Source organism: Haematobacter sp. (assembly GCF_032102465.1).
Taxonomy (GTDB): domain Bacteria; phylum Pseudomonadota; class Alphaproteobacteria; order Rhodobacterales; family Rhodobacteraceae; genus Haematobacter.
Genome location: NZ_DAMDHB010000001.1, coordinates 325,335 through 350,977, shown reverse-complemented (window position 1 = coordinate 350,977; position 25,643 = coordinate 325,335). Strand labels below are relative to the sequence as shown.

At 65.1% G+C, this 25,643-nt stretch carries 25 protein-coding genes and 1 pseudogene; 10 read left to right on the top strand and 16 right to left on the bottom strand.

Going from position 1 to position 25,643, the window contains the following annotated elements:
- Positions 1-9: 9 nt before the first annotated feature.
- The 8 genes from RT513_RS01680 to RT513_RS01645 form a co-directional block, all read right to left on the bottom strand.
- A complete protein-coding gene (locus RT513_RS01680) occupies positions 10-1,005 on the bottom strand; it encodes a P1 family peptidase (protein WP_290689696.1) in 996 nt (331 codons plus the stop codon).
- The gene (locus tag RT513_RS01675) at positions 1,005-2,603 is read right to left on the bottom strand and encodes an ABC transporter ATP-binding protein (protein WP_290689694.1); all 1,599 of its coding nucleotides are present in this window, start codon (positions 2,601-2,603) and stop codon (positions 1,005-1,007) included. The genes RT513_RS01680 and RT513_RS01675 overlap by 1 nt, the downstream gene beginning before the upstream one ends.
- On the bottom strand, positions 2,600-3,421 hold the full coding sequence (locus tag RT513_RS01670) for an ABC transporter permease (RefSeq protein ID WP_290689692.1): 822 nt from the start codon (positions 3,419-3,421) through the stop codon (positions 2,600-2,602). The genes RT513_RS01675 and RT513_RS01670 overlap by 4 nt, the downstream gene beginning before the upstream one ends.
- Positions 3,418-4,365 (bottom strand): ABC transporter permease, encoded by a 948-nt coding sequence (locus RT513_RS01665; protein ID WP_290689691.1) that lies wholly within the window; start codon positions 4,363-4,365, stop codon positions 3,418-3,420. Before RT513_RS01665 ends, RT513_RS01670 begins: the two co-directional genes overlap by 4 nt.
- Before the next feature lie 630 nt (positions 4,366-4,995).
- Positions 4,996-6,312: a pyruvate dehydrogenase complex dihydrolipoamide acetyltransferase gene (locus tag RT513_RS01660; protein ID WP_088216176.1), complete on the bottom strand. Its 1,317-nt coding sequence runs from the start codon at positions 6,310-6,312 to the stop codon at positions 4,996-4,998.
- Positions 6,313-6,323: 11 nt separating this feature from the next.
- The gene (locus RT513_RS01655) at positions 6,324-7,703 is read right to left on the bottom strand and encodes a pyruvate dehydrogenase complex E1 component subunit beta (protein WP_290689690.1); all 1,380 of its coding nucleotides are present in this window, start codon (positions 7,701-7,703) and stop codon (positions 6,324-6,326) included.
- Positions 7,704-7,716: 13 nt separating this feature from the next.
- A complete protein-coding gene (gene pdhA / locus RT513_RS01650; protein ID WP_088216174.1) occupies positions 7,717-8,706 on the bottom strand; it encodes a pyruvate dehydrogenase (acetyl-transferring) E1 component subunit alpha in 990 nt (329 codons plus the stop codon).
- Positions 8,707-8,865: 159 nt separating this feature from the next.
- A complete protein-coding gene (locus RT513_RS01645) occupies positions 8,866-9,168 on the bottom strand; it encodes an FtsB family cell division protein (RefSeq protein ID WP_088216273.1) in 303 nt (100 codons plus the stop codon).
- Between the two features lie 173 nt (positions 9,169-9,341).
- Between RT513_RS01645 and RT513_RS01640 the strand changes: the two genes are divergently transcribed.
- The gene (locus RT513_RS01640; protein WP_290689688.1) at positions 9,342-10,940 is read left to right on the top strand and encodes an acyl-CoA dehydrogenase family protein; all 1,599 of its coding nucleotides are present in this window, start codon (positions 9,342-9,344) and stop codon (positions 10,938-10,940) included.
- A gap of 123 nt (positions 10,941-11,063) precedes the next feature.
- Here the strand turns inward: RT513_RS01640 and RT513_RS01635 are convergent.
- From RT513_RS01635 to RT513_RS01625, 3 genes and pseudogenes are all read right to left on the bottom strand, one after another.
- Positions 11,064-11,215: pseudogene (locus RT513_RS01635) on the bottom strand (pyruvate dehydrogenase (acetyl-transferring) E1 component subunit alpha); the annotation flags it as partial.
- A 232-nt stretch (positions 11,216-11,447) separates the two neighbouring features.
- Positions 11,448-12,335, bottom strand: a complete 888-nt coding sequence (locus RT513_RS01630) for a fructose bisphosphate aldolase (RefSeq protein WP_290689686.1) — start codon at positions 12,333-12,335, stop codon at positions 11,448-11,450.
- A gap of 102 nt (positions 12,336-12,437) precedes the next feature.
- Positions 12,438-13,631 (bottom strand): phosphoglycerate kinase, encoded by a 1,194-nt coding sequence (locus RT513_RS01625; RefSeq protein WP_290689684.1) that lies wholly within the window; start codon positions 13,629-13,631, stop codon positions 12,438-12,440.
- A 158-nt stretch (positions 13,632-13,789) separates the two neighbouring features.
- Here RT513_RS01625 and RT513_RS01620 point away from each other — a divergent pair, with 158 nt between their 5' ends.
- The 4 genes from RT513_RS01620 (at position 13,790) to RT513_RS01605 (ending at position 16,746) form a co-directional block, all read left to right on the top strand.
- Positions 13,790-14,299, top strand: coding sequence for a peptidylprolyl isomerase (locus RT513_RS01620; protein WP_035740777.1), 510 nt, complete (start codon positions 13,790-13,792; stop codon positions 14,297-14,299).
- The gene (locus RT513_RS01615; protein ID WP_256947357.1) at positions 14,292-14,924 is read left to right on the top strand and encodes a peptidylprolyl isomerase; all 633 of its coding nucleotides are present in this window, start codon (positions 14,292-14,294) and stop codon (positions 14,922-14,924) included. The genes RT513_RS01620 and RT513_RS01615 overlap by 8 nt, the downstream gene beginning before the upstream one ends.
- Positions 14,925-15,010: 86 nt before the next feature.
- Positions 15,011-15,328: a TraR/DksA family transcriptional regulator gene (locus tag RT513_RS01610; RefSeq protein WP_290689683.1), complete on the top strand. Its 318-nt coding sequence runs from the start codon at positions 15,011-15,013 to the stop codon at positions 15,326-15,328.
- Between the two features lie 62 nt (positions 15,329-15,390).
- Positions 15,391-16,746 carry an MATE family efflux transporter gene (locus tag RT513_RS01605; RefSeq protein ID WP_088216170.1) on the top strand — a complete coding sequence of 452 codons (1,356 nt, stop codon included), beginning with the start codon at positions 15,391-15,393 and terminating at the stop codon, positions 16,744-16,746.
- A 30-nt stretch (positions 16,747-16,776) separates the two neighbouring features.
- On the opposite strand, the gene RT513_RS01600 is transcribed toward RT513_RS01605, so the two are convergent.
- Together RT513_RS01600 and RT513_RS01595 are read right to left on the bottom strand one after the other, a co-directional pair.
- Positions 16,777-18,135 (bottom strand): dicarboxylate/amino acid:cation symporter, encoded by a 1,359-nt coding sequence (locus RT513_RS01600; protein WP_088216169.1) that lies wholly within the window; start codon positions 18,133-18,135, stop codon positions 16,777-16,779.
- 215 nt (positions 18,136-18,350) lie between these two features.
- Positions 18,351-19,553 carry a pyridoxal phosphate-dependent aminotransferase gene (locus tag RT513_RS01595; protein WP_290689681.1) on the bottom strand — a complete coding sequence of 401 codons (1,203 nt, stop codon included), beginning with the start codon at positions 19,551-19,553 and terminating at the stop codon, positions 18,351-18,353.
- Positions 19,554-19,629: 76 nt separating this feature from the next.
- On the opposite strand from RT513_RS01595, the gene RT513_RS01590 reads away from it, so the two are divergent.
- Together RT513_RS01590 and RT513_RS01585 are read left to right on the top strand one after the other, a co-directional pair.
- A complete protein-coding gene (locus RT513_RS01590; RefSeq protein WP_088216270.1) occupies positions 19,630-19,896 on the top strand; it encodes a succinate dehydrogenase assembly factor 2 in 267 nt (88 codons plus the stop codon).
- A gap of 78 nt (positions 19,897-19,974) precedes the next feature.
- The gene (locus tag RT513_RS01585; protein ID WP_290689680.1) at positions 19,975-20,475 is read left to right on the top strand and encodes a MarR family winged helix-turn-helix transcriptional regulator; all 501 of its coding nucleotides are present in this window, start codon (positions 19,975-19,977) and stop codon (positions 20,473-20,475) included.
- A gap of 4 nt (positions 20,476-20,479) precedes the next feature.
- Here the strand turns inward: RT513_RS01585 and RT513_RS01580 are convergent, their stop codons facing one another.
- Complete coding sequence (locus tag RT513_RS01580) at positions 20,480-20,902, bottom strand: VOC family protein (RefSeq protein ID WP_290689679.1); 423 nt, start codon at positions 20,900-20,902, stop codon at positions 20,480-20,482.
- A gap of 135 nt (positions 20,903-21,037) precedes the next feature.
- Here RT513_RS01580 and thyX point away from each other — a divergent pair, with 135 nt between their 5' ends.
- Positions 21,038-21,952 (top strand): FAD-dependent thymidylate synthase, encoded by a 915-nt coding sequence (thyX, locus tag RT513_RS01575; protein WP_088216166.1) that lies wholly within the window; start codon positions 21,038-21,040, stop codon positions 21,950-21,952.
- Positions 21,952-22,272, top strand: coding sequence for an arsenate reductase family protein (locus tag RT513_RS01570; protein WP_088216269.1), 321 nt, complete (start codon positions 21,952-21,954; stop codon positions 22,270-22,272). The genes thyX and RT513_RS01570 overlap by 1 nt, the downstream gene beginning before the upstream one ends.
- A gap of 252 nt (positions 22,273-22,524) precedes the next feature.
- Here the strand turns inward: RT513_RS01570 and RT513_RS01565 are convergent, their stop codons facing one another.
- Positions 22,525-22,731, bottom strand: coding sequence for a cold-shock protein (locus tag RT513_RS01565; RefSeq protein ID WP_035706451.1), 207 nt, complete (start codon positions 22,729-22,731; stop codon positions 22,525-22,527).
- A gap of 188 nt (positions 22,732-22,919) precedes the next feature.
- Positions 22,920-24,884 carry a threonine--tRNA ligase gene (gene thrS, locus RT513_RS01560; protein ID WP_290689675.1) on the bottom strand — a complete coding sequence of 655 codons (1,965 nt, stop codon included), beginning with the start codon at positions 24,882-24,884 and terminating at the stop codon, positions 22,920-22,922.
- A 146-nt stretch (positions 24,885-25,030) separates the two neighbouring features.
- Here thrS and RT513_RS01555 point away from each other — a divergent pair, with 146 nt between their 5' ends.
- Positions 25,031-25,588, top strand: a complete 558-nt coding sequence (locus RT513_RS01555; protein WP_290689674.1) for a cysteine hydrolase family protein — start codon at positions 25,031-25,033, stop codon at positions 25,586-25,588.
- The last annotated feature ends 55 nt before the right edge of the window (positions 25,589-25,643 follow it).

Genomic DNA, 25,643 nt, shown 5'->3' with positions numbered 1-25,643 from the left:
TGCCGCATTTCAATCGTGAGCATGACGCGCGGCCCATGACGGCTGCCGGTCGCCCGGCGCGGGGCGGGCGGCGTGTATGGCGCGGGCAATCGCGCGGGCAAGGCAGCAGGCTGCGGCATGGCCGAGACGATACAGGTCCGCACCCCCTTCTGCCAGAGGCTGCGCGCCGGTCGCCGCGGCAAAGACCAGATCGCCGTCGAACAGGGTGTGCGAGGGGACGATGGCCCGCGCCATGCCGTCCTGAGCGGCGGTGGCAAGCCGCGTGGCTTCCGCCTGTGTGAGCCGCGCATCGGTGGCGACGATGGCGATGGTTGTCGCCTCTCCCAGTCGCTTGCCCGGCCCTTCCACGTCCTGCGGCGGTAGTGGGGAGGGCAGGCCGAGGCCACCGAACTCCCCTTCCATCTCCCACGGCGCGGCCCAGAACTGCGGCCCGTCGCCCAGCGTCACGGAGCCGAGAGCGTTCACGGCAACCAAGGCGCCCACCGTCAGCCCGCCTTCAAGCACCAGGGAGGCGGAGCCAAGCCCGCCCTTCCAGTTCCGCGTCGTGGCTCCCGTCCCTGCGCCGACACTGCCGATATCGAACCCGGGCGCCGCGTTGGCGAGCGCGGCACGGCCAAGCGCCTTGTAGGGGTTCTCCCGCCATGACTTGTCGCCGCCGTTGGTCAGGTCGAACAGGATCGCTCCGGGAACGATGGGCACCCGCTGATCGCCTACGGTAAACCCGCGGCCCGCCTCCCGCAGCGCGTCGGCCACGCCGGACGCCGCGTCGAGACCGAACGCCGACCCGCCGGAAAGGACAAGCGCGTCCACCTCCTGAACCAGCCGGTCGGGGGCAAGCAGGTCGGTCTCCCGCGTGCCGGGTGCGCCGCCCATCACGGAAACGGCGGCGATGAACGGTCGCTCCCCCACAAGCACGGTCGCGCCGCTTTTCAGCCGGGCATCGGAGGCGTTGCCCACCGACAGCCCCGTGACATCGGTGATGAGATTGCGCCGCCCGGGCCGCATTACGCCGTCTCCTCCAGCCAGCCCGCGGGGATGCGGGGGGTCGCTGCGATCAGTTGCGCCGTGTAGGCTTCGCGCGGGGCATCGAAGACCTCGGCCGTCGGACCTTCCTCGATGATGCGGCCCCCGCGCATGACCATCACCCTGTCGGTTATCCCGCGCACCACGGCAAGATCATGGCTGACGAACAGGTAGCTCAGTTTCAGACGTTCCTGCAGATCGGCGAGAAGATCGAGGATCTGCGCCCGCACGCGGACATCCAGCGCGGAGACCGCCTCATCCAGCACGATGAGCGCGGGCCGGATGATGAGCGCGCGGGCAATGGCGATGCGCTGGCGCTGACCGCCCGAGAATTCATGGATGTATTTCCGCATGTCATCGGGCGAAAGGCCGACCTCCACCAGCGCCGCCGCCACGCGTTCCCGCTGTTCCGCACGGGGGCAGGGGCGCAGGTGAAACGGCTCGGCCACCAGCCGTTCGACGCGGTGGCGCGGGTCGAAACTGCCGAAGGGATCCTGAAAGACGACCTGCACCCGCGCACGCTGGCCATGGCTCATCCGGCCAGCGACGACCGGTTCTCCGCCAAGGCGGATTTCCCCCGATTGTATCGGGTCGAGACCCAGAATGGCGCGGGTGAGGGTGGATTTTCCGCACCCGGATTCACCCACCAGCCCGACGCTTTCCCCTTCCCGCAGAGTAAGGCTCACGCCGTCCACCGCCCGCAGCGTGCGTTGGGTTCCGAGCAGCCCGTCGCGGGGCAGGGGATAGGCGCGGACCACATCCCGCACCTCCAGCAGCGGTGCGCCGAGAGCAGGGCGCGCACGTTCTGGCACATGGGCGGATGCGGCGAAAAGCTGGCGCGTATAGGGCGCGCGTCTTTCCCGGAACACGGTTTCCGTCGGACCCTGCTCCACGATGCGGCCCTGGCTCATCACGGCCACCCTGTCGGCCATGCGGGCGACAACGGCAAGATCATGGGTGATGAGCAGCAGGCTCATGCCCTCCTCCGCCACGAGATCCTTGAGCAGCTCCAGGATCGCCGCCTGTGTCGTCACGTCGAGCGCGGTCGTCGGTTCATCCGCGATCAGCAGCTTCGGGCGGAGCGCCGTGGCCATGGCGATGCAGACCCGCTGCCGCTGACCGCCAGACAGCTCATGCGGGAAACGGTCGAGCGGCACGCGGGTCGCGTCCAGCCCGACACGGTCGAGCCGTGCCCGCGCGATCTCCAGCGCTTCGGACCGTGAGGCGCGCCGGTGGACGACGAGCGTCTCGGCCACCTGCGCCCCGATAGTCTGCATCGGGTTGAGCGCCGTCATCGGTTCCTGGAAGATCATGCCGATCTCCGCGCCCCGGAGACGGCACATCTGATGCTCGGAGAGCGGGAGCAGATCCACCCCGTCCAGCAGGGCCGCGCCCCGCACCTCGGCCCCGTAGGGCAGCAGCGCCATGAGCGCCAGCGCGGTCATTGATTTGCCCGACCCGGACTCGCCCACCAGCCCCATCACCTCACCCGCCCCGATATCGAAGGAGACGTCCCGCACCACCGGCGTGCCACGGATGGTGACGGCAAGATCCCTGACGGAGAGCATCGGCGCGCTCATCTGCCCCGCCTCAGACGCGGATCCAGCACGTCGCGGAGGCCGTCGCCCATCAGGTTGAGGCCGAGCACCGTCACCACGATCGCCAGCCCCGGCAGGATGGCAACATGGGGCGCGAGGGCCACCAGCGTCTGCGCCTCTGCCAACATCCGCCCCCAGGACGGGATCGGCGGTTGAGCGCCGAGGCCGACATAGGACAACCCGGCCTCCGCCAGAATGCCGAGCGAGAACTGGATCGTCGCCTGCACGATCAGGAGGTTGAGGATATTGGGCAGGATATGCTCCAATGAAATCCGCGCGCGCCCCTTGCCCGCGACCTGCGCGGCGCGGACGTAGTCGAGCGTCCACAGGCTCAGCGCTCCTGCCCGCGCGACGCGGGCAAAGACGGGAATGTTGAAGATGCCGATGGCAAGGATCGCATTGACGGCGGACGGTCCCAGCACGGCGGTAATCAGGATGGCGATGACGAGGCTCGGGAAAGCAAAGATCACGTCGTTGCCGCGCATGATCGCCTCGTCCAGCAGGCTGCCCCGGCTTGCGGCGGCGGCAAGTCCCAGCGGCACGCCGATCACCACCCCGATCCCCACCGCGATCAAGGCGACGGAGACCGAGGTCCGTGCCCCGACCATCAGCATGGAGAGGATGTCGCGCCCGAGCTGGTCCGTGCCGAGCAGGTAGCCCGGCGTGCCGATGGGCTTCAGCTTCGCGGCTACGGCCAGCGTCTCCACCGAATGCGGAGTCCAGAACAGCGACAGCAGCGCCGAGAGCAGCACGATGAGCGACAGAACCCCGCCGACAACCAGAGAAACCGGTAGCCTCACGCGCGCGCCCTCAACCGGGGATCGATGAGCATATAGGCCAGATCAGTCAGGAAGTTCACCACGATGACGGTGAACACCAGCAGCATGACAGCCGAGCGCACGACGATCAGATCCCGCTGGGTGATGCCCTGAAAGATCAGCCGCCCGAGGCCTGGAAGATAGAACACGTTCTCAATGATGATTGCGCCCGCCAGCAGAAAGGAGAACTGCAGCCCCAGAATTGTCAGGACCGGGATCAGCGCGTTGCGGAGCGCGTGGCCCAGAATGGCGCGGCGGAGGCTCAGCCCCTTGGCGCGCGCGGTGCGGATGTAATCCTGCCCCAGCGTTTCTATCAACGCAGACCGCATGATGCGCGCGAGGATGGAGGCCTGCGGCAGCGCGAGGGCGATGGCTGGAAGCGTCAGCGACTTCACCACCGGCCAAAGACCCGCGCCCCAGCCCGGAAAGCCGCCGGAGGGGAACCAGCGGAGCGTGATCGAAAAGAGCAGGACCAGCAACATCGCGAACCAGAAGTTCGGCACCGCGATGCCAAGCTGGGTCACGCCCATCACCGACCAGTCGGTTACGCTTCCCCGGCGCGATGCCGCAAGCAGGCCGGCTGGCAGACCTATGAGAACACTCAGCACAAGCGCATACAGGGCGAGGGGGAGGGAGACGGCAACCCGCTGTCCGATCAGCTCTCTCACCGGTACGCGATACGTATAGGACGTGCCGAAATCGCCTGCCGCCATACCGCCCATCCAGCGCAGGTATCGCTCGGCGACGGGCCGGTCCAGGTCCATTTCCCGGCGCAGGGCGGCAATGGTGTCGGGCTCTGCGTTCATGCCCAGCATGAAGGTGGCCGGATCACCGGGCACGCTCTCGATCACGGCGAAGATCGCCACGCTCGCAACGATGAGGCTCAACAGGAGCGAGGTGATGCGGGACAGGGTGAAGCGGAGCATTGGGACCAGACGTGTTACGCCGAAGCGTAGAGGTCGCGCCGCGCGGGGTCCAGATGTTTTGCGGGGGCCGCCCCGAGGCTCATGGTCCGTCTGGGTGGAAACTCGGTATCGTGCAGGAGCCAACCAGGGTGATCAACCGCCTGACCCCGCAAACGATCCGCCGGGTGGAGAAGCGCTTGCCGCGATTCTCTCCGTGCATGCGCGAGGGTCTTTAACAGGGTGCTGGAAAAAGTATCCCGAGGTTGCTCCGGGGCGGAGATCTTTCTCCACATGGTTGAGGAGTGCCCCGGAAACTGCACGTTCTGGCGCGTGACGGGGCAGATTTTTTGGCTTTCAATGCAAGCTAGGGGAGGTGGCGACTTTTCAGCATCCTGTTGGCGGGGTGCTGAAAGAGGACCTCGAGGTTGCTCGGGGGCGGAGATCTTTCTCCACATTGTTGAAGAACTCCCCGGAAACCGTAGGTTTTGGCTCGTGACCGGACCGACTTCCTGGTTTTCAACGCAAGGCCGGCGCTTGATAGAAGCCGCCGTCGCGGAAGGGGGCCGCAGGTGGCCGGGAAAGAGGCTCCCTACCCGTAAGGCAGGGAGCCGAAAAGGTCAGGAATTTCCCGCCCGCAAGGCGGGAAAACAGTCAGGCCACCATCAGGATCGGGTTTTCCAGCAGGTCCGCCATGGCCTTGAGGAATTCCGCCCCCAATGCCCCATCGATCACCCGGTGATCGACGGAGAGCGTGACGGACATGACCGTGGCCACCTCTATCTCACCATCCTTGCCGACGACCGGCTTCTTGACGCCCGCTCCGACGGCGAGGATGGACCCGTGCGGCGGGTTGATGACGGCATCGAAATTGTCGATCCCGTACATGCCGAGGTTGGAGATCGCGAAGCTGCCGCCCTGATATTCCTGCGGCGCGAGCTTACGGTCCCGCGCCCGATGGGCAAGGTCGCGCATCTCCGCCGACAGGGCGGAGAGAGACTTCTTGTCCGCGTCGCGGATGACCGGCGTGAACAGCCCGCCCTCCACCGCCACGGCCACCGCCACGTCGGACGGCTTCAGCTTCAGGATGCGGTCGCCCGCCCAGACGGCATTGGCATCCGGCACCTGCTGCAACGCGACTGCGCCCGCCTTGATGATGAAGTCGTTGACCGACAGCTTCACCCCCCGGCCCGCAAGCTGGTGGTTGAGGGTCTGGCGGAACTCCATCAGCGCGTCGAGCCGGATGTCGCGGCGCAGATAGAAATGCGGGATGGTCTGCTTGGCCTCGGTCAGCCGCGCGGCGATGGTCCGGCGCATCCCGTCGAGTGTCACTTCCTCATAATCGCGGTCGGCGTAGAGCTTCTTGACCGTGTCCGCAGAGGCGCCGGTCGGCATGGCCGCTTTCTGCGGTTCGGGTTTCTGCTCCGGTGCGGATGCCTTGGCCTCCGCCGTCGCGGGGGCGCTGGCCGGCTTGCCGGGTTTCGCCGTCTCCACATCCGCCTTCACGATCCGGCCATGCGGGCCGGAGCCGGAGAGGGCGGCAAGATCAATGCCCTTTTCCGCAGCGATCCGGCGGGCGAGGGGGGAGGCGAAGACCCGCTCTCCCGCTGCACGGGCGGGTGCTTTTTCAGAAGCCTTGGGAGGAGCCTCGGGCACCGCGGCGGCCTGCTTCGGGGCCTCCTCCGCCTTGGGCGCGGCCTTGGATGCGGGCGCATCCTCCACACTCTCGCCTTCCTCCACCAGCACGGCGATGGGCGCGTTCACTTTCACGCCCGCAGTGCCTTCCGGGACGAGGATCTTGCCGATGACCCCCTCGTCCACAGCCTCGAATTCCATCGTGGCCTTGTCGGTTTCTATTTCCGCGAGGATGTCTCCGGAGGAGACGGTGTCCCCCTCCTTGACCAGCCATTTCGCGAGCGTCCCCTCCTCCATCGTGGGAGACAGGGCGGGCATCAGGATTTCAGTCGCCATTCTCTCCCCCTTCAGCGGTAGGTGACTTTCTTGACCGCCGCGACGACATCGTCCGCGGTGATCAGCGCCAGTTTCTCAAGGTTAGCGGCATAGGGCATGGGCACGTCCTTGCCCGCGCAGTTGATCACGGGTGCGTCGAGCCAGTCGAATGCGTTCTCCATGATATAGGCCGACAGGTGGTTGCCGATGGATCCGACGGGGAAACCTTCCTCCACCGTCACGCAGCGGTTGGTCTTCTGCACGGAGGCGAGGATCGTATCGTAGTCGATCGGCCGCAGCGTGCGCAGGTCAATGACCTCCGCCGAGATGCCTTCTTCCGCCAGCTTGTCCGCCGCCGCCAGCGCATGGCTCATCCCGATGCCGAAGGAGACGATGGTGACATCCGTGCCCTCCCGCCAGATTTTCGCCTTGCCAAAGGGGATGGTGAAATCTTCGAGGTCCGGCACCTCGAAGGAGCGGCCATAGAGGATCTCGTTCTCAAGGAAGATGACCGGGTTCGGGTCGCGGATCGCGGACTTGAGCAGGCCCTTGGCATCGGCCGCGGAATAGGGCTGCACCACCTTCAGGCCGGGGATCTGCGCATACCATGCGGCATAGTCCTGGCTGTGTTGGGCGCCCACGCGGGCAGCGGCACCGTTCGGGCCGCGGAACACGATCGGACATCCCATCTGACCGCCCGACATGTAGAGCGTCTTGGCGGCGGAGTTGATGATCTGGTCGATCGCCTGCATGGCGAAGTTGAATGTCATGAACTCCACGATCGGCCTCAGCCCGCCGAAAGCCGCGCCGACGCCGATACCGGCGAAGCCGTGCTCCGTGATCGGCGTGTCCACCACGCGGCGCGCGCCGAATTCGTCCAGCAGCCCCTGGCTGATCTTGTAGGCGCCCTGGTATTCGCCGACTTCCTCCCCCATCAGGAAGACGATGTCGTCGGCGCGCATTTCCTCCGCCATGGCCTCGCGGAGCGCCTCGCGCACGGTCATGGTTTTCATCGGCGTGCCGTCCGGCCAGTCTGGTGTGGTGTCGGCGGCCTTCTGCGGATGCGGCGCGGCTTCCACGGCAGATGTGGCCTTCGCTTCCGCCGGAGCCTTCGCTTCGGAGGGCGTCTCTGACTTCGCCGGGGCGGGTGTCGCGGTGTCGGCGCTCTCGCCTTCCACCACCAGCACTGCGATGGGGGTGTTGACCTTCACCCCGGCGGTGCCCTCGGGGATGAGGATCTTGCCGACCGTGCCTTCATCCACGGCCTCGAATTCCATCGTGGCCTTGTCGGTTTCGATTTCCGCGATGATCTGGCCGGAGGACACCTCGTCCCCCTCCTTGACCAGCCATTTCGCGAGCGTGCCTTCCTCCATCGTGGGAGACAGGGCGGGCATCAGGATCTCGGTTGCCATTCTGTCTTTCCCCTCAGGCGTAGATATCGGTGTAGAGTTCGGAGAGATCGGGCTCCGGGCTTTCCTTGGAGAATTCGGCGGCCTCGTTCACGATGCCCTTGATCTCCTTGTCGATGGCCTTGAGGTCGTCCTCCGTCGCGTGGCCGCCCGTCAGCAGCAGCTCGCGCACGTGTTCGATGGCATCGCGTTCTTCGCGCATCTTCTGCACTTCCTCACGCGTGCGGTACTTCGCGGGGTCCGACATGGAGTGGCCGCGATAGCGATAGGTCATGACTTCAAGGATATACGGCCCGTTCCCCGCGCGGCAATGCGCGACGGCCTTCTCGCCCGCGGCGCGCACGGCCAGCACATCCATTCCGTCTACCTGTTCGCCGGGAATGCCGAAAGCCTCGCCGCGGCCGAACAGGGTCTTGGACTTGGTGGAGCGTTTGACGCTCGTGCCCATGGCATACTGGTTGTTCTCGATGACGAAAACCACCGGCAGGCTCCACAGTTCGGCCATGTTGTAGGTCTCATAGACCTGGCCCTGGTTGGCCGCCCCGTCGCCGAAATAGGCGAAGGTAACGCGGCCATTGCCCAGATACTTGTCAGCGAAGGCAAGGCCCGCGCCGATCGGCACCTGCGCGCCCACGATGCCATGGCCGCCGTAGAAGTGGCGCTCCTTGGAAAACATGTGCATGGAGCCGCCCTTGCCCTTGGAGTAGCCCCCCTCCCGGCCGGTCAGTTCCGCCATGACCCCTTTCGCATCCATGCCACAGGCCAGCATGTGCCCGTGGTCGCGGTAGGAGGTGACACGCTTGTCGCCCTCTTCCGCTGCGGCCTCCAGACCGACGACGACGGCCTCCTGCCCGATGTAAAGGTGACAAAAGCCTCCGATAAGGCCCATTCCGTAAAGCTGTCCCGCCTTTTCCTCGAACCGGCGGATCAGCAGCATCTCCCGATAGTATTGGAGAAGCTCGTCCTTGGACACGTTGGGCTTCTCGGCGGGTTTCCTGGCGGCCATGCGCAACTGCTCCCTCTGGGTAATAGTTCACCATTAAACCATTTTCGGAAGATGGCAAGTCGGGCATGCGCTGCCCCGCCCTGCGACCTGTCCTGCGAGTGGGAAAAGGGGGCAGACTGCCCCTTGGTTCCCGTTCGCCGGTGTTGATTTCCCACTGGTTCAGCGGATGACGATCTCGTCCTGCCGCGTATAGCCCAGCACGTCGCGCGCCTGCTGGTCGAGCAGATCGAGATCGAGATACTGGTCGGAGAGCCGCCGCGTACGGTTGCGCAACTCGTCCACCTCCGACTTCAGCCGGTCACGCTCCTCGGTGAGCTTTTCCGCTTCGGCCATGATCTGAACCCGGCTGAACACGCCGTGATCCCCCTGAACGGCGGCGAAGGTGAAATAGGTCGCCAGCGTGCCCGCGACCACGAAATACATCACCGCTCCGAGCGGGGGGCGCTTTCGCTGGCTGCTCATCATCCTGTCCCTCCGCCGGGTGTCCTGCCGGGGTTCGTCATAGCGTCTCTCGCGGACGTTTCCACGCTAGAGTGTCGCACAGGCACGGCGGAATGCAACCATCTGCGCGCGTTGCACCCTTGCTCCGTGCAGCGGATCGCCTAGGCTCAGGGATTGGTTGGGGGAGGGGAGCCATGCAACCTGTCAGCCGTCTGTCCACGCATGAGGTGGAGAACCAGCCCGACGCGCCGGGGGACCGTGATCTGTGGCGGGACGATCCGGCCCTGCGCGCCGCCGTGGAACGGGAGGGGGGCGATGCGGAGTTTCTTGCCCGCCACGGGGGCGAACTCGGAAGCGCGGCTTGGCGGGAGGCGGCGCGGGATGCCAACCGTGTTGCGCCTGAGCTGCGGCTTTACGATGTGGGCGGACGGCGCTGCGATGAGGTGCACTTCCACCCCGCGTATCACGACTTTCTGCGGCTGGGGCTGGGGGCGGGCTATGCGGCACTTCCTTGGGAAGGCGCGCGTGGCGGGCACGTGAGCCATGCGGCGCTGGTCTATCTTCACAGTCAGGTGGAGCCCGGCACCTGCTGCCCGATGACCATGACCTATGCTGCGTCGGCGGCCCTCGGTGCGGCGCCGGAGATTGCGGCGCGCTGGCTGCCGGGCCTCCGGTCCCGCGACTACGATCCCCGTCTGCTGCCGGCGGGGGAGAAGGCGGGTCTGACGCTCGGCATGGCGATGACGGAGAAACAGGGCGGGTCGGACCTGCGCGGCTCCTCCACCCGCGCGGAGCGGACAGACGGGGGCTGGCGGCTCACGGGGCACAAGTGGTTCTGCTCCGCGCCGATGTCGGACGGGTTCCTCACGCTGGCGCAGGCGGTGGAGGGGTTGACCTGCTTTCTCGTCCCCCGCTGGCTGGAGGACGGGCGGAACGCTATCCGTCTGCGGCGGCTGAAGGACAAGCTCGGCAACCGCTCCAACGCCTCGGCGGAGATCGAATATGAAGGGGCCTTCGCGGAGCCTGTGGGGGAGCCGGGGCGGGGCGTGGCGACCATCATCGCAATGGTGCATCACACGCGGCTGGATACGGCGCTGGCGCCCGCGGGCCTGATGCGGGCCGCGCTGGTGGAGGCGCGGGACTGGGTCTCGGGCAGGCGGGCCTTTCAGCGGCGGCTCATCGACCAGCCATTGATGCGCGCCGTGCTGGCGGATCTCGCTCTCGACTGGCTGGGCGCCGTGGCGCTTGGCTTTCGCGTTGCGCGGGCCTTCGATGAGGGCGATGCCGCCTTTGCCCGGATCGGGGTGGCGCTGGCCAAGTTCATCGCCAACAAACGCTGCCCCGTAGTGGTCGGCGAGGCTTTGGAAGTCCGGGGCGGCATGGGCTATGTCGAAGATACTGGCCTGCCGCTTCTTTACCGCGAGGCCCCGCTGAATGGCATCTGGGAGGGGTCGGGCAATGTCATCTGCCTCGACATCCTGCGGACGCTGGCCCGCGACCCGGCTGCCGCCGCGGCGTTGCAGGCTGAACTGGAGGCGGCGCGGGGCGGCGATTCCCGCTACGATCGGGCGCTGACCGCCCATGCGGCGCGCTGGCCGGGGCTGCCGGAGGAGGCGGAGGCGCGCTGGTTCGTCGAGCGGCTGGCCGTGCTGCTGACGGCGAGCCTGCTCCTTCGCGCGGGCGATGCGGCGGTTTCCGGCGGGCATATGATGACGCGGGTGGAGGGGGAGAGTGGCCGGATACCGGGCAGCGTCTCCGGTCTCGACACCGGGGGCATTCTGGATTGGCTTTAGCGGGTGGCCGAAAGTCTTTCAGACCTGCTGGGCCGGAAATCGACCGCAATCTGACGAAATCCAGGCGGCAATCTCCACAATCGGGATCATCACAGGGCAGATTTCCGATTTTCAGAGCATAAAGATCGTCACCTGCGCTCCCACGATGCCATGGCCGCCGTAGAAGTGGCGCTCCTTGGAGAACATGTGCATGGAGCAGCCCGTGCCCTTGGAGTAGCCCCCTCGCGGCTGGTCGGTTCCGCCCTGACGCCTTTCGCATCCATGCGGCACGCCAGGGAGAGTAGAGAACTTTACAGGCCGCTGAAAAAGGCTTTTTCGCCGGTGTTGAAGTAGAAATCGTTCGCCATCTGAAGAAATCCAGCCGGAAATCCATATATTACCGGGCGTTTCCGGGCAGATTTTCCGATTTCCGGCGCATAGCATGACACTTCAGGGCTTTTTCAGCAGCCTGTTAGCGCATGAAAAAGGCCCCCGCGAAGGGGGCCTTTATGATCCACCGTACCGGGCTCAGCCCGCGATGGACGCCTCGTAGGTGGTCTGCACGGTCTCACCCAGAACACGGTCGAAATCCGCGTCGGCCTGCTCCGCCGACAGGCCTTGCGTCAACGCGCGGGAGAAGGAAGCGATGATCCCGGTGTTCTGCGCCAGCTTGGCGTTCGCCTCCTCCCGGCTGTAGCCGCCAGAGAGCGCCACGACCTTCAGCACTTTCGGATGATCGACCAGCGGCTTGTAGAAGTTCGGGACGGTAGGCAGCGAGAGTTTCAGCATCACCGGCGCGGAAACCGTCTCCAGCCCCTTGAGCAGCGCATCGCGCAGCAGCGATTCCGCCTCCGCCTTGTCGGCGATGGAGATCGTCACCTCCGGTTCGAGGATCGGGACAAGCCCGTGGGCCAGAACCTGCTCGCCCACCTCGAACTGCTGATCCACGATCTTCTGGATCCCCACCGGGTTCGCGGCGTTCACCACGGAGCGTTCCTTGGTGCCGAAGATCCCGGCCTTGGCCGCCCTGCCGAGCAGCGCGTCCAGCCCCGGCATCGGCTTCATGAGCTGCACGCCGTCGGCTTCGGCCTCAAGCCCCTTGTCGATCTTCAGGAACGGCACCACGCTGCGGGTTTCCCACAGATAGGTCGCGGTCGGCGTGCCGTCGATATCCCGGTCCATGGTCTGCTCGAACAGGATCGCGCCCACGACCTTGTCACCGGTGAAAGCGGGGGACTTGATGATCCGCGCGCGCATGGCGTGGATCAGGTCGAACATCTCGGTTTCGCCCGAATAGGCGCTCTCCTCGATACCGTAGAGCCGGAGCGCCTTGGGGGTGGATCCGCCAGACTGGTCGAGCGCGGCGATGAACCCCGCGCCCTTCTTGATCTGCTCGGCCTGTTTAGCATTCGGCATGGTCATATCCCTGAAAATGGCTTGGAGGGGCGTCATTTTCAGGTCTAGCCGGAGCTTCGCGGCCCCGCAATCTCTGGTGGCGCTAACGGCTGCCCGGAGGCGTCAGACCATGTCCAACGCCTTGACGCCCGGCAATTCCTTGCCCTCCATCCACTCCAGAAACGCCCCGCCGGCGGTGGAGATATAGGTAAAGTCACCTGCCACCCCTGCCTTGTTCAGCGCGGCCACCGTATCGCCGCCACCGGCGACGGAGACGAGGCTGCCCTCCCGCGTCAGCTTGGCCGCATAGCGTGCGGCGGCGGTCGTTGCCCTGTCGAACGGTTCAAGCTCGAATGCGCCGAGCGGGCCGTTCCAGATCAGCGTCCGGCAGGCGTCGAACACCTTCTCCAGCTCCTTCACCGTCTGCGGTCCGGCGTCGAGGATCATCGCATCCGCCGGGCAGTCGTCGGCGGGCAGGATTTCATGCGGCGCATTCGCCTTGAACTCACGTGCCACGACGATATCGACCGGCAGGTGGATGGTGCAGTTGGCCGCCTTCGCACGGGCGAGGATGTCGCGTGCGGTATCCGCCATGTCGGGTTCGGCAAGCGACTTGCCAATCTGCTTGCCCTGCGCGACGAGGAAGGTGTTCGCCATCCCGCCGCCGATGACGAGATGGTCCACCTTGGTCACCAGATTGCCCAGCAGGTCGAGCTTGGTGGACACCTTCGCCCCGCCCACGATCGCCACCAGCGGCCGTTTCGGATCGCCGAGCGCCGCGGCCAGCGCGTTCAGTTCCGCCTCCATCTGCCGCCCCGCGCCGGAGGGGAGGAGCTTCGTGATCGCCTCGACCGAGGCATGGGCGCGGTGAGAGACGGAGAAGGCATCGTTGATATAGATGTCGCCCAGCCGGGCAAGCTCCCGGGCAAAGACCGGGTCGTTCTTCTCCTCCCCCTCGTGGAAGCGGGTGTTTTCGAGCAGCACGACCTCACCCGGGCGGGCCTTCTCGATCACCTCCTCCGCGCGGGAGCCGGTGCAGTCCTCTGCAAAGACGACCTTGGTGCCGAAGGCCTTTTCCATCGCCGGCATGATGACCTTGAGCGACATCGACGGCACGACCTTGCCTTTCGGGCGGTCGAAATGCGCGAGCAGGATCGGCCTGCCGCCCTTGTCCAGCACGGAGCGGATGGTGGGCGCGATCTTCTCGATTCGCGTGGCATCGGTCACCTTGCCGTCCGCCACGGGGACGTTCACGTCCACCCGGATGAGGACGCGTTTGTCTTTCAGGTCGAAATCGTCGAGCGTTTTCCAAGCCATGTGCTGTTCCTCGCAGTGGTCGCCGCGGTATCTCGCCCGAAGGGGCGGTGTGCGTCAACTCGCCCATATGTCTGTGCCCGTGACCGGAGACGACGCTTTACCCTTTTCCTTGCGGGTTCCAGCTACTAGGTTGCGCCCAAAGCCAAGGAGGGCAGGCCATGGCCGAGATCAAGGATCCGGAAAACACAATTATCATCGAGCTGAAGGACGGCCCCGTCGTCATTGAGCTTCTCCCCGATGTCGCTCCCAAACATGCGGAGCGCATGAAGGAACTCGCCCGCGCGGGCAAATACGACGGTGTCGTGTTCCATCGCGTGATCGACGGGTTCATGGCCCAGACGGGCGATGTGGAGAACGGCAACGCGACCGTCGAGACGTTCAACCTGCGGCGCGCGGGCACCGGCGGGTCGGACCTGCCGGACCTTCCGGCGGAATTCTCCCGCCTGCCGCATGATCGCGGAACGCTGGGCGCCGCCCGCGCGATGGACCCGAACTCGGCCAACAGCCAGTTCTTCATCAATTTCAAGGACAACCATTTCCTGAACGGTCAATACACGGTCTATGGCCGCGTGATCGAGGGGATGGAGAACGTGGACAAGATCAAACGGGGCGAGCCGCCGGCAGAGCCGGACCGCATGATCTCCGTCAAGGTCGCCGCGGATGGCTGAGAACGACCTCGTCCGGCGCGGGATGTTCTTCGGGGCGGCGGTTGCCGTCGCCCTTGCGACCTTCGGCACGTTCAGCATCGGCGCGACCTTCCTGGGCCGGGCGGATGCGGCGGCGGAGGATGGTCCCGGCCCGGATCTGGTGATCCAGGTGGAGGGGCAGGCGAAGGGCCGCGTGGTGATCGACCTGCTCCCCGATGTTGCGCCCGAGCATGTCAAACGCATCGTCGCGCTGGCCGAGGCCGGAAATTACGACGGCGTCGTGTTCCACCGGGTCATCGAGGGCTTCATGGCCCAGACCGGCGATGTGCAGTTCGGCAAGCATGCCGGCGATACCTCGCGGGCAGGGATGGGCGGTTCCGACCTGCCGAACCTGCCGGCGGAATTCTCCAACCAGCCATTCAAGCGCGGCACGGTCGGCATGGCGCGGTCGCAGGATCCCAATTCGGCGAACAGTCAGTTCTTCATCATGTTCGATGACGCTCCGCATCTTGACGGGCAATATACCGTCGTCGGCCGTGTGGTCGAAGGCATGGATGTCGTGAACAAGATCAAGCGCGGCAACAGCAGCCGCAACGGTGTCGTGACCGATCCCGACTGGATGGCCAAGGTCACCGTGGAGAAATAGGCCGCACGGTCATTCGATGCTGGCCATTTGAACCGAAACCCGCCCTGATGCGTTGTCAGGGCGGAATTCTGACAAGGGAGAGCCAGATGAAATCGGATGCCGAACGCCGTACTCAGCTTGATGAACGGCTTGCCGAACTCGAAGACCGCGTCGAGGATATCGACGAGGAAATCGGCTCCGAAGACAGCGATGACTGGGAGGATCAGGCGTCCGAACGACAGGGCGACGAAGTGCTCACCGGTCTCAGCGAATCCGCGGTGAACGAGATCCGCATGATCAAGGCGGCGCTCAAACGGCTGGACGAGGGCGAATACGGCTACTGCACCATCTGCGGGAAGCGTATCTCGGAAGACAGGCTCGACCTCATTCCGGCGACGCCCTTTTGCAAGGACGACGCGCGCTGAGATACAGCGCCGCACAAAGACGATTGCTCTGATCACGGGCCTCCGATACGGAGGCCCTTGCCATGTCAGACCGCATCCCGATCCTTTCGCATGTCAAGGCGCTGCTTGCGCTTGGTATCCCCCTGATCGGCAGCAATGTCGCGCAGGTGGCGTTGCATGTGAGCAATACGGTGATGCTCGGATGGTATGATGTCACCGCACTGGCGGCGGCGACGCTGGCCACCGCATCCTACGTGGTGTTGTTCTATTTCGGCGCCGGATTTGCGCAGGCCGTGATGCCGCTGGTGGCGGAGGCCGCGGGCACGAGGGATGAAACCACCGCCCGGCGCGTGACCCGGATGGGGATGTGGCTGTCCGTGCTCTACGGCATCCTGCTGCTCCCCGTCATGTTCTGGTCGCGGCCGCTTTTCGGGCTGCTGGGGCAGGATCCGGTGGTTTCCGAGCTGGCGCAGACCTACCTCCGCATCGTAGGCCCGGCGATCATCCCGGCGCTGGTGGTCATGGTGCTGCGCAGCTATCTCGCGGCTCTGGGGCGGACGCAGGTCGTGCTCTGGGTGACGCTTGCGGGGCTTGCGGTGAACATCGTGGCGAACTGGGCGCTGATCTTCGGCAACTGGGGTTTTCCCGAGCTGGGCATCGCGGGGGCGGCGACGGCCTCGGCCCTTGTGCAGCTCGTGACGATGGGGCTGCTGGCCTTCTACGCGGCATGGCTTCCCGAACTGCGCCACAACCGGCTGTTCCAGCGGATATGGAAGCCCGACTGGCAGGCATTCGGCCGGGTCTTCTGGCTCGGCTGGCCGATCGGGCTGACCAGTCTGGCGGAATCCAGCCTGTTCACGGCGGCGGCGGTCATGATGGGCTGGATCGGGCCGAAGCCGCTCGCCGCGCATGGCATCGCGATGGAGTTGACCGCGCTTGCCTTCATGCTGCATGTGGGCCTGTCCAACGCGGCTACCGTTCGCACCGGCCGCTTTCTGGGTGAGCGGAACTGGCCGGAACTGCGGCGCGGCGCGGTTGTGGCGCTCTGCCTTTCCGCGATCTGCGGTGTGGGCATCATCGTGACGATCCTGACCATTCCCGGACCGCTGATCGAACTGTTCCTCTCCCCGTCCGAGACGGATCGGGAGGCGATCATCGCCATCGGAACCGCGCTTCTGGCCGCCGCGGCGGTGTTCCAGTTCGGCGATGCGGCGCAGGTAATGGCGCTCGGTCTTTTGCGTGGGGTACAGGATACGCGGGTGCCCATGTTCATCGCCGGGCTCAGCTACTGGATCGTCGGTGTCCCGGCGAGCTATCTGCTGGGCTTCCATTTCGGGCTGGGGCCGCAGGGGATCTGGTATGGGCTTGCCGTGGGCCTGATCCTGGCCGCGATGCTGCTGCTCCTGCGGTTCTGGACGCGCGCGCTCCGCCGAGAATGAGAAGGCGCGCCAATGGCGCGCCCCTGATGCTCAGTCTTCCGCCAGTACCGCATCCTTCAGACCGGGCGGCATGTGCCCGGTGGGAAGGGGCCGTCCATCGGCCTTGCCGGGATGTCCGCCAAGGGCAGCGTTCAGCTTTTCCGTATCCAGCTCGTTCTCCCACCGTGCGACGACGATAGTGGCGACGGCGTTGCCGATGAAGTTGGTCAGTGCACGGCATTCCGACATGAACCTGTCCACCCCGAGGATCAGCGTCATCCCGGCGACGGGCACCGAGGGCACCACGGAAAGCGTTGCCGCAAGAGTGATGAAGCCCGCGCCCGTGATTCCTGCAGCGCCCTTGGACGACAGCATCGCCACGGCCAGAAGCAGAAGCTGCTCCCCCCAGCTCAGGTGGATGTCCATCGCCTGCGCGATGAACAGGGCGGCCAGCGTCATGTAGATGTTCGTGCCATCGAGGTTGAACGAGTAACCCGTCGGCACGACCAGACCGACGACGGAACGGGAGGCGCCCGCACGCTCCATCTTCTCCATGAGCGAGGGCAGCGCCGCTTCGGAGGAGGACGTGCCGAGGACGAGCAGCAGCTCCTCCTTCAGATAGGCGATCAGCTTCAGGATGGAGAAGCCGTTGTACCGCGCGACCGCGCCCAGAACGACCAGCACGAAGATCAGCGCGGTGATGTAGAAGACCGCGACCAGGAAGAACAGGTTCACCACCGTGCCGATGCCGTATTTGCCGATGGTGAAGGCCATCGCGCCAAAGGCGCCGATGGGAGCGGCCTTCATCAGGATCGCCACCAGCTTGAACACCGGGACGGTGAGCTGCTGAAGAAACTCGGTCACCGGTCGGCCCAGATCGCCCACCGCCGCCAGCGCCAGCCCGAAAAGGACGGAGATGAACAGCACCTGGAGGATGTCGCCATCCGCGAAGGCGCCGACCAGCGTCGTCGGGATGATGTTCATCAGGAACCCGGTGATGGTCGAATCATGGGCCTTTGCCGCGTATTGCTGCACGGCGGAAGCGTCGAGCGAGGCCGGGTCGATATGCAGGCCAGCCCCGGGATGCAGCGTATTCGCAACGATGAGGCCGATGATGAGCGCCAGCGTGGAGAAGGTCAGGAAGTAGAGCATCGCCTTGCCCGCGACGCGCCCGACCTTCTTCATATCCGTCATCCCGGCGATCCCGGTGGAGACGGTGAGGAAGATCACCGGAGCGATGATCATCTTCACCAGCCGGACGAAGGCATCGCCGAGGGGCTTCAGCTGTTCGCCGAACAGCGGCCAGTAATGGCCGAGCAGGATACCCGCGACGATGGCCACGAGCACCTGAAAATACAGGTGACGATAGAAGGGAAGCGGCTCCGCCGGAGCCGTGGTTGTCGGGTGCATGCTGATCCTCCCATGCGTGTCGCGGGTCGGCCAGGTTCCTCGTCCTTGCCGGTCCCATCCGTCTTGGCGACGGAAATGGATATCAGCCTGCATGCGCGCCGGAGGGGTGCGAATCAATCGGGGCCGGCGGTCAAAACCAGCCGGCCCCAAAGGCGGTGGGTGGATCTCCACCCATTATGGCTCGGGCAGCGGGTGGAAATCCACCCAATGCGCGCTCAGCGCAGCGAGGCGCAGAAGTCCTTGATCCGCGTGCAGGCTTCTTCGAGCACGGCGTCGGAGGTGGCGTAGCTCACGCGGAAGTTGGGGGACAGGCCGAAGGCCGCGCCGAACACCACGGCCACGCCCTTTTCCTCCAGCAGCGCGGTGGCGAAGGTCTCGTCGTCCACGATCTCCGCCCCGGCGGGGGAGGTCTTGCCGATGCAGCCCGCGACGGAAGGATAGACGTAGAACGCGCCCTCCGGCACCGGGCAGGTGATCCCGTCCGCCTCGTTCAGCATCCTGACCACCAGATCACGGCGCCGCTCGAAGGCGAGGCGGCTCTCCGCGATGTAGTCCTGCGAGCCGTTCAGCGCCTCCACCGCCGCCCACTGGCTGATCGAGCAGGGGTTGGAGGTCGATTGGGACTGCACCTTGCTCATCGCCTTGATGAGCATTTCCGGCCCGCCAGCATAGCCGATCCGCCAGCCGGTCATCGCATAGGCCTTCGACACGCCGTTGCAGGTCAGGGTGCGGTCATAAAGCCCCGGCTCCACCTCGGCGGGCGTGACGAACTTGAAGTCGCCGAACACCAGATGCTCATACATGTCGTCGGTCATCACCCAGACATGCGGATGGCGCATCAGCACGTCGGTCAGCTCCTTCAGCTCCTCCCGGCTGTAGCCTGCCCCGGAAGGGTTGGAGGGCGAGTTGAAGATGAACCACTTGGTCTTGGGTGTGATCGCGGCTTCGAGCTGCTCCCCGGTGATCTTGTAGCCGGTCTGCATCGGGCCTTCGATGAACACCGGCTCGCCGCCTGCAAGCAGCACCATGTCGGGATAGGATACCCAGTAGGGCGCGGGGATGATGACCTCGTCGCCCGCGTTCAGCGTGGCGACCAGCGCATTGTAGAGCACCTGCTTGCCGCCCGTGCTCACCGTTATCTGCGAGGGTCTGTAGCTCAGGCCGTTTTCCCGCTCGAACTTGGCGCAGATCGCCTTCTTGAGCTCGGGGATACCGTCCACGGCGGTGTATTTGGTCTTGCCCTCGTCAATCGCGCGCTTGGCGGCGTTCTTGATGTTCTCGGGGGTGTCGAAATCCGGCTCCCCCTGCGACAGGCCGATGATGTCGCGGCCTTGCGCCGCAAGCTCGCGCGCGAGGTTTGACACGGCGATCGTGGGGGAGGGTTTGACGCGGTCGAGCGTTTCCGACAGGAAGGGCATGGCGGGGCTCCGGCTGGGAAGGGTCGGCCCGCTTTAGGGCGCGCCGTGCGTCCGATCAAGGCCGAAGAGGATGATCATGACCGAGACCCGTGAAAACCGGCTGAAACGCCTCAGGATGCGGTCATGGCGGCGCGGGATGAAGGAGATGGACCTGATTCTCGGCCCCTGGGCGGATGGCGCTCTGGAGGGTCTGTCGCCAGAGGATCTCGACCTGCTGGAGAACCTGCTGGAGGAGAACGATCAGGATCTCTACCGCTGGGTCGTCTCGGGCGGAGCGCCGGAGACGCTTTCCCCGCTGCTCGACCGGATCGCCGCCCATGCTCACGCGCGGTTTCGCGGCTGACGCGGGGCGGACGCCTCCTTAACCGGATATTGGTAATTCGTGTCCATTCTGCTGCAAATGCGACAGACGGAGCGAGACATGACCATCGTCCAGAAACTGCCCCAGCCGCCCACGGATGACCTGCCGTTCACCGGCTATCTCGACATCCTGAGCCTGATCGAACGGCTGCACCGCCTGCTGCTCGATGTCATCAAGGATGAGTTCGAGCGGGTCGGCGTGATGGAGATCAACGCGGTGCAGGCCCTGCTGCTGTTCAACATCGGTGAGAACGAGGTGACTGCGGGGGAACTGAAAAGCCGCGGCTACTATCAGGGCTCCAACGTGAGCTACAATCTGAAGAAGCTCGTGGAGACGGGCTACATGCACCATCAGCGCTCGCAGATGGACCGCCGTTCGGTGCGGGTGAGCCTCACGCCGAAGGGGCGTGAGGTGCGGAAGGCGATGGAGGACCTTTTCGCCCGTCACGTGAACGGGTTGGAAGCGCGGGGCCGGGTGCATGCGCAGGGTCTACGCTCCACCGGAGAGGCGCTCCGCCGGATGGAGCGGTACTGGACGGATCAGATCCGCTATATCTACTGAGCGCTTACCAATGCCCGGTGCTCGGCATGGATGCCCAGGGTTCCGCCGGAGCCAGCGGCTCGCCCGCCTGAAGAAGCTCGATGGAGACATTGTCGGGGCTGCGCACGAAGGCCATGCGCCCGTCGCGCGGCGGTCGGTTGACGGTCACGCCCTGATCCATCAGCTTCTGGCAGAGCGCGTAGATATCCTCCACCTCGTAGGCAAGATGGCCGAAGTGGCGGCTGTCGGAGGGAAGATCGGCGTCGCCGTCCCAGTTCCAGGTCAGTTCGACCGGCGCCTGTTCATCTCCCGGCGCGGCCATGAACACCAGGCTGAACCGTCCCTTGTCATTGTCGATGCGCCGGATTTCCCGCAGCCCGAGCAGGTCATAGAAGGCCATGGACTTTTCGAGGTCCAGCACCCGGACCATCGTATGCAGATATTTCATATCGTCTCCTTGCGTAGTGCCTGAAGCTAGCGCAGTCGGCTCCGGTCTGGAAGTCGGCTTGCCGGGGCGCGTCACGGGGGCTATGGTCTCCACGTTCCCACCATATCTTGTGGCCATTCTATCGGAGACCCCATCATGCCGATCAATCCCGACCAGCAATCCCAGATCGATGCGCTGCGTGCCACCCCGCGTCAGACGCTGCGCGCTGTGTCGGAGGGGATGGAGAAGCACCTCTACCTTGCCCATGAGGTGCTCGACCACGGCTTCGTGCGCGTAGTGGATTACATGGGCGACGATGCCGCCATCGTGCAGGCCGCCCGTGTGAGCTACGGCGCAGGCACCAAGGCCACGCGGGACGATGCGGGGCTGATCCGCTATCTCATGCGCCACTGGCACTCCACGCCGTTCGAGATGTGCGAGGTGAAGCTGCATGTGAAACTTCCGATCTTCGTGGCGCGACAGTGGATCCGGCACCGGACGGCCAATGTGAACGAATATTCCGGCCGCTACTCGATCCTGGACAGGGAGTTCTACATTCCCGCGCCCGAGCATCTGGCCGCGCAGTCGCGCAAGAACCATCAGGGCCGCGATCAGGTGCTGGAGGGGGAGGAGGCCGAGCGCGTGCTTTCCTTGCTCAAGGAGGATGCGGGCCGCGCCTATGACCATTACGAGGCGATGTTGAGCGAGGAGGGGCAGCAGGGTCTCGCCCGCGAGTTGGCCCGCATGAACCTGCCCGCAAACATCTATACCCAGTGGTACTGGAAGACCGACCTGCACAACCTCTTCCACTTCCTGCGGCTTCGCGCTGATTCGCACGCGCAATATGAAATCCGGGTCTATGCCGATGCGATCTGCCGCATCGTTGCGGACTGGGTTCCGCATGCTTATGCGGCGTTCGAGGATTACCGCATGGGGGCGGTTCAGCTTTCGGCGAAAGGCGTCGATGTGTTGCAGCGCCGCCTGCGGGGGGAGACGGTCACCCAGGAAACCTCCGGCATGTCCAAGGGCGAATGGCGGGAGTTCGCCGCCGTCTGGGGAGAGGCGGAGTGATCACCCTTTACGGCATTTCCACCTGCGACACCTGCCGCAAGGCGCTGGCGAGCCTGCGGGAGAGGGAGGACGTCACCTTTCACGATATTCGCAAGCAACCGCTCTCCGGCATGGAGATCGGGCGCTTTCTGACAGCCTTCGGGGACAAGCTCGTCAACAGGGCCTCGACGACATGGCGCGGCCTGTCGGAGGAAGAGCGTGGCCAGTCTCCGCAGGCGCTCCTCGCCGCACATCCGGCCCTCATGAAACGGCCGGTGATAGAGGGCGGGGATCGCCTGACCCTTGGCTGGCAGGAAGACGTGCGGAAGCTCTGGCTCTGACGCTTGCCCACCTCAACGGCAGGCACCGGGAACGGGCCCGTAGTTACCTGCCTGCCGCGGTGACTGAAGACCAAGGCTTTTCCAGGACGGGCCGGCGTTCGGGGCAGCCAGGCTCGCGGGTTGCTCCTGCATCTGCAGGAGGTCCGGGGCGGGCGTCGGTTTCCCAGCCGGCCGCGGACTGCAAGCCACGAATGGGAACGGCCCGGAACCGCATGACGCGTGTTCCGGGCCGCCCGAATGATGGTGGCGCTGTTAGAGCAGGCGCAGGTCCGAAGCCGACGAACGCCCGTCGCGGCCGGATTGAAGTTCGTAGCCGATCTTCTGGTTGTCGTTCAGGCCTTTCAGCCCGGCACGTTCAACGGCCGAGATATGCACGAACACATCTTTGCCGCCATCGTCCGGGGCGATGAAGCCATAGCCCTTCGTCGTATTGAACCATTTCACGGTGCCAGTCGGCATTCCGTCTCTCCTTTTAGAACTCCCGACGCGGGACTGCGGCGGGCCGTGCTGCCGGGTCTTCCAAGTCTCCGGCTGCCTGGGTCATCAGGAGGCGGTCGCAGAAAGTCCGTTGTCACGGACAGAAGGAATGACTCATCCCCCGCCAAAATCAAGACGGTTTCTGCACAAGGTCGTTGGGCGCGCGGCTTTTAGCCCTGCGCCGGGGGGCTCGCAAGGTCGGGTGCGAGGGCTTCCCTCGCAAGTTGTTCCACCGCCGCATCAAGCGCCAGCGACTCGCTCCGGTTCTCGCCCAGACGACGGAGGGAGACCGTGCGCTCTTCCACTTCCTTCATCCCGATGGCCAGAATGACAGGCACCTTGCCCACCGAATGCTCGCGGACCTTGTAATTGATCTTCTCGTTGCGGGTATCCGCTTCCGCCCGAAGTCCGGCAGCGCGGAGAGATTCAACGATCTCAATTACATAATCATCGGCATCCGACACGATAGAGGCGACCACCACCTGCCGGGGTGCAAGCCAGAACGGCAGCTTGCCCGCGTAGTTCTCGATCAGGATGCCGATGAACCGCTCGAACGACCCCAGAATCGCGCGGTGCAGCATGTAGGGACGGTGTTTGCCGCCGTCCTCGCCCACGTATTCCGCGCCAAGGCGCGTGGGCAGGTTGGGATCGACCTGGAAGGTGCCGCACTGCCACTCCCGCCCGATGGCGTCGGTCAGCTTGAAGTCGAGCTTCGGCCCATAGAACGCGCCTTCGCCCGGATCGACGACATAGGGCACGCCCACATGCCGGATCGCCGATTCGAGCGCGTTCTCCACCTTGTCCCAAGTCTCGTCTGATCCGATTCGCACATCCGGCCGGGTAGAGAGCTTGATGTCGAACTTCTCGAAGCCGAGGTCGCGATAGACGGAGGCCAGCAGCGCGATGAAGCTCGCGCATTCCGCCTCGATCTGATCCTCGGTGCAGAAGATATGCGCGTCGTCCTGGGTGAAGCCGCGCACCCGCATCAGCCCGTGCATCGAACCCGAAGACTCGAACCGGTGGCAGGAGCCGAACTCCGCCAGCCGGAGAGGCAGGTCGCGGTAGGACTTCAGGCCCTGATTGTAGACCTGCACGTGGCAGGGGCAGTTCATCGGCTTCAGCGCATTGATGCGCCGTTCCTTGTGTTCATCCTCGTCCACCTCGACGATGAACATGTTCTCGCGGTAGGCTTCCCAGTGGCCGGATTTCTCCCACAGCACACGGTCCACCACCTGTGGCGTGCGAATTTCGCGGTAGTCCGCACGGGCCAGCCTGCGGCGCATGTAGTCTTCCAGCGTGCGGTAGATCGTCCAGCCGTTCGGGTGCCAGAACACCATGCCGGGTGCTTCCTCCTGAAGATGGAACAGGTCCATCTCTTTGCCCAGCCGCCGGTGGTCGCGCTTCGCCGCTTCCTCCAGCATGGTGACATAGGCTTTCAGGTCGTCGCGGTTGCGGAAAGCGACACCGTAGATTCGCTGGAGCTGCTTGTTGTTCGAATCACCGCGCCAGTAGGCTCCGGCGACCGACATCAGCTTGAACGCATCCGGCGGCACCTGCCCGGTGTTCTGGAGATGCGGGCCGCGGCAGAGGTCCTGCCAGTGGCCGTGCCAGTACATGCGGATCTTCTGCTCTTCCGGGATCGCCTCGACCAGCTCGACCTTGAACGGTTCGTGGCGTTCCTCGTAGTAGGCGATGGCGCGCGCGCGGTCCCAGACCTCCGTCTTCACCGGGTCGCGGAGCGCGATGATCTCCTTCATCCGCTTCTCGATGGCGCCCAGATCTTCCGGGGTAAAAGGGTCCTCCCGGTCGAAGTCGTAATACCAGCCGTTCTGGATTACGGGGCCGATGGTGACCTTCACCTCCGGCCACAGCTCCTGAACCGCGCGCGCCATGATATGCGCAAGGTCATGCCGGATCAGTTCCAGCGCCTGCGCCTGATCCTGCATAGTATGGATCTCGATGGCGGCATCGAACTCGATCGGCCATTGCAGGTCGAAATGCGCCCCGTTCACCGTGGCCGAGATCGCCTTCTTGGCCAGCGAGTTGGAGATGGAGGCCGCGACCTCGCCCGGCGCGGTGCCGGCGGGGTAGTCGCGCTTCGATCCATCGGGAAAGGACAGGGAAATCTGGGCCATGAAAGGCTCTCCTCGTCGGTCTGGCGCCCACGGAACGCCCGGTTGCGGGTTGTCCCGTCTCTCTAGGGCCGCGCTGCGCGGGATGTCAACCGCATGGCGAAAGGCGTCTGCCATGCTATGACGGAGACAACAGAGGAGGAGAGATCATGGGCGAAGTGGCCTTGCTGATCGTCGACATGCAGAACGACTACTTTCCCGGCGGGCGCTGGCCGCTGGAGGGAGTGGAGGAGGCCGCAGCGCGCGGCGCGGGTCTTCTCGCCGCCTTTCGCGCAGCAGGGGAGCCCGTGATCCATATTCGCCACGAATCGACGCGGGAGCCTGCGCCCTTCTTCACTCCGGGAACCCCGGGGGCGGAGATCCATCCGGCTCTGGCACCCGAGCGGGGGGAGGCCATCATCGTGAAGAACTTCCCCAACAGCTTTCGGAGCACGGGTCTTCATGAAGTGCTGGAGGGCTGGCGCGCGGAGCATCTGGTGATCGTGGGGGCGATGACGCACATGTGCATCGACGCAACCGTTCGTGCGGCCGCCGATCTTGGTTACCGGGTGACCGTCGCGGGAGACGCCTGCGCCACACGCGCGCTGGAGTTCCGTGGCAGGGAAGTGTCTGCGGAGGAGGTGCAGACGGCCTTCCTTGCCGCTTTGGCATTTGGTTACGCCTCTGTCATCACGGCGGATGAGGCCGCGGGCCTTGTTTCGGCCTGAGAGCTTGCGGCAGGGCGGCGCGGCTGGCATCACGACCCGGAAGGTTTCGGAGGAT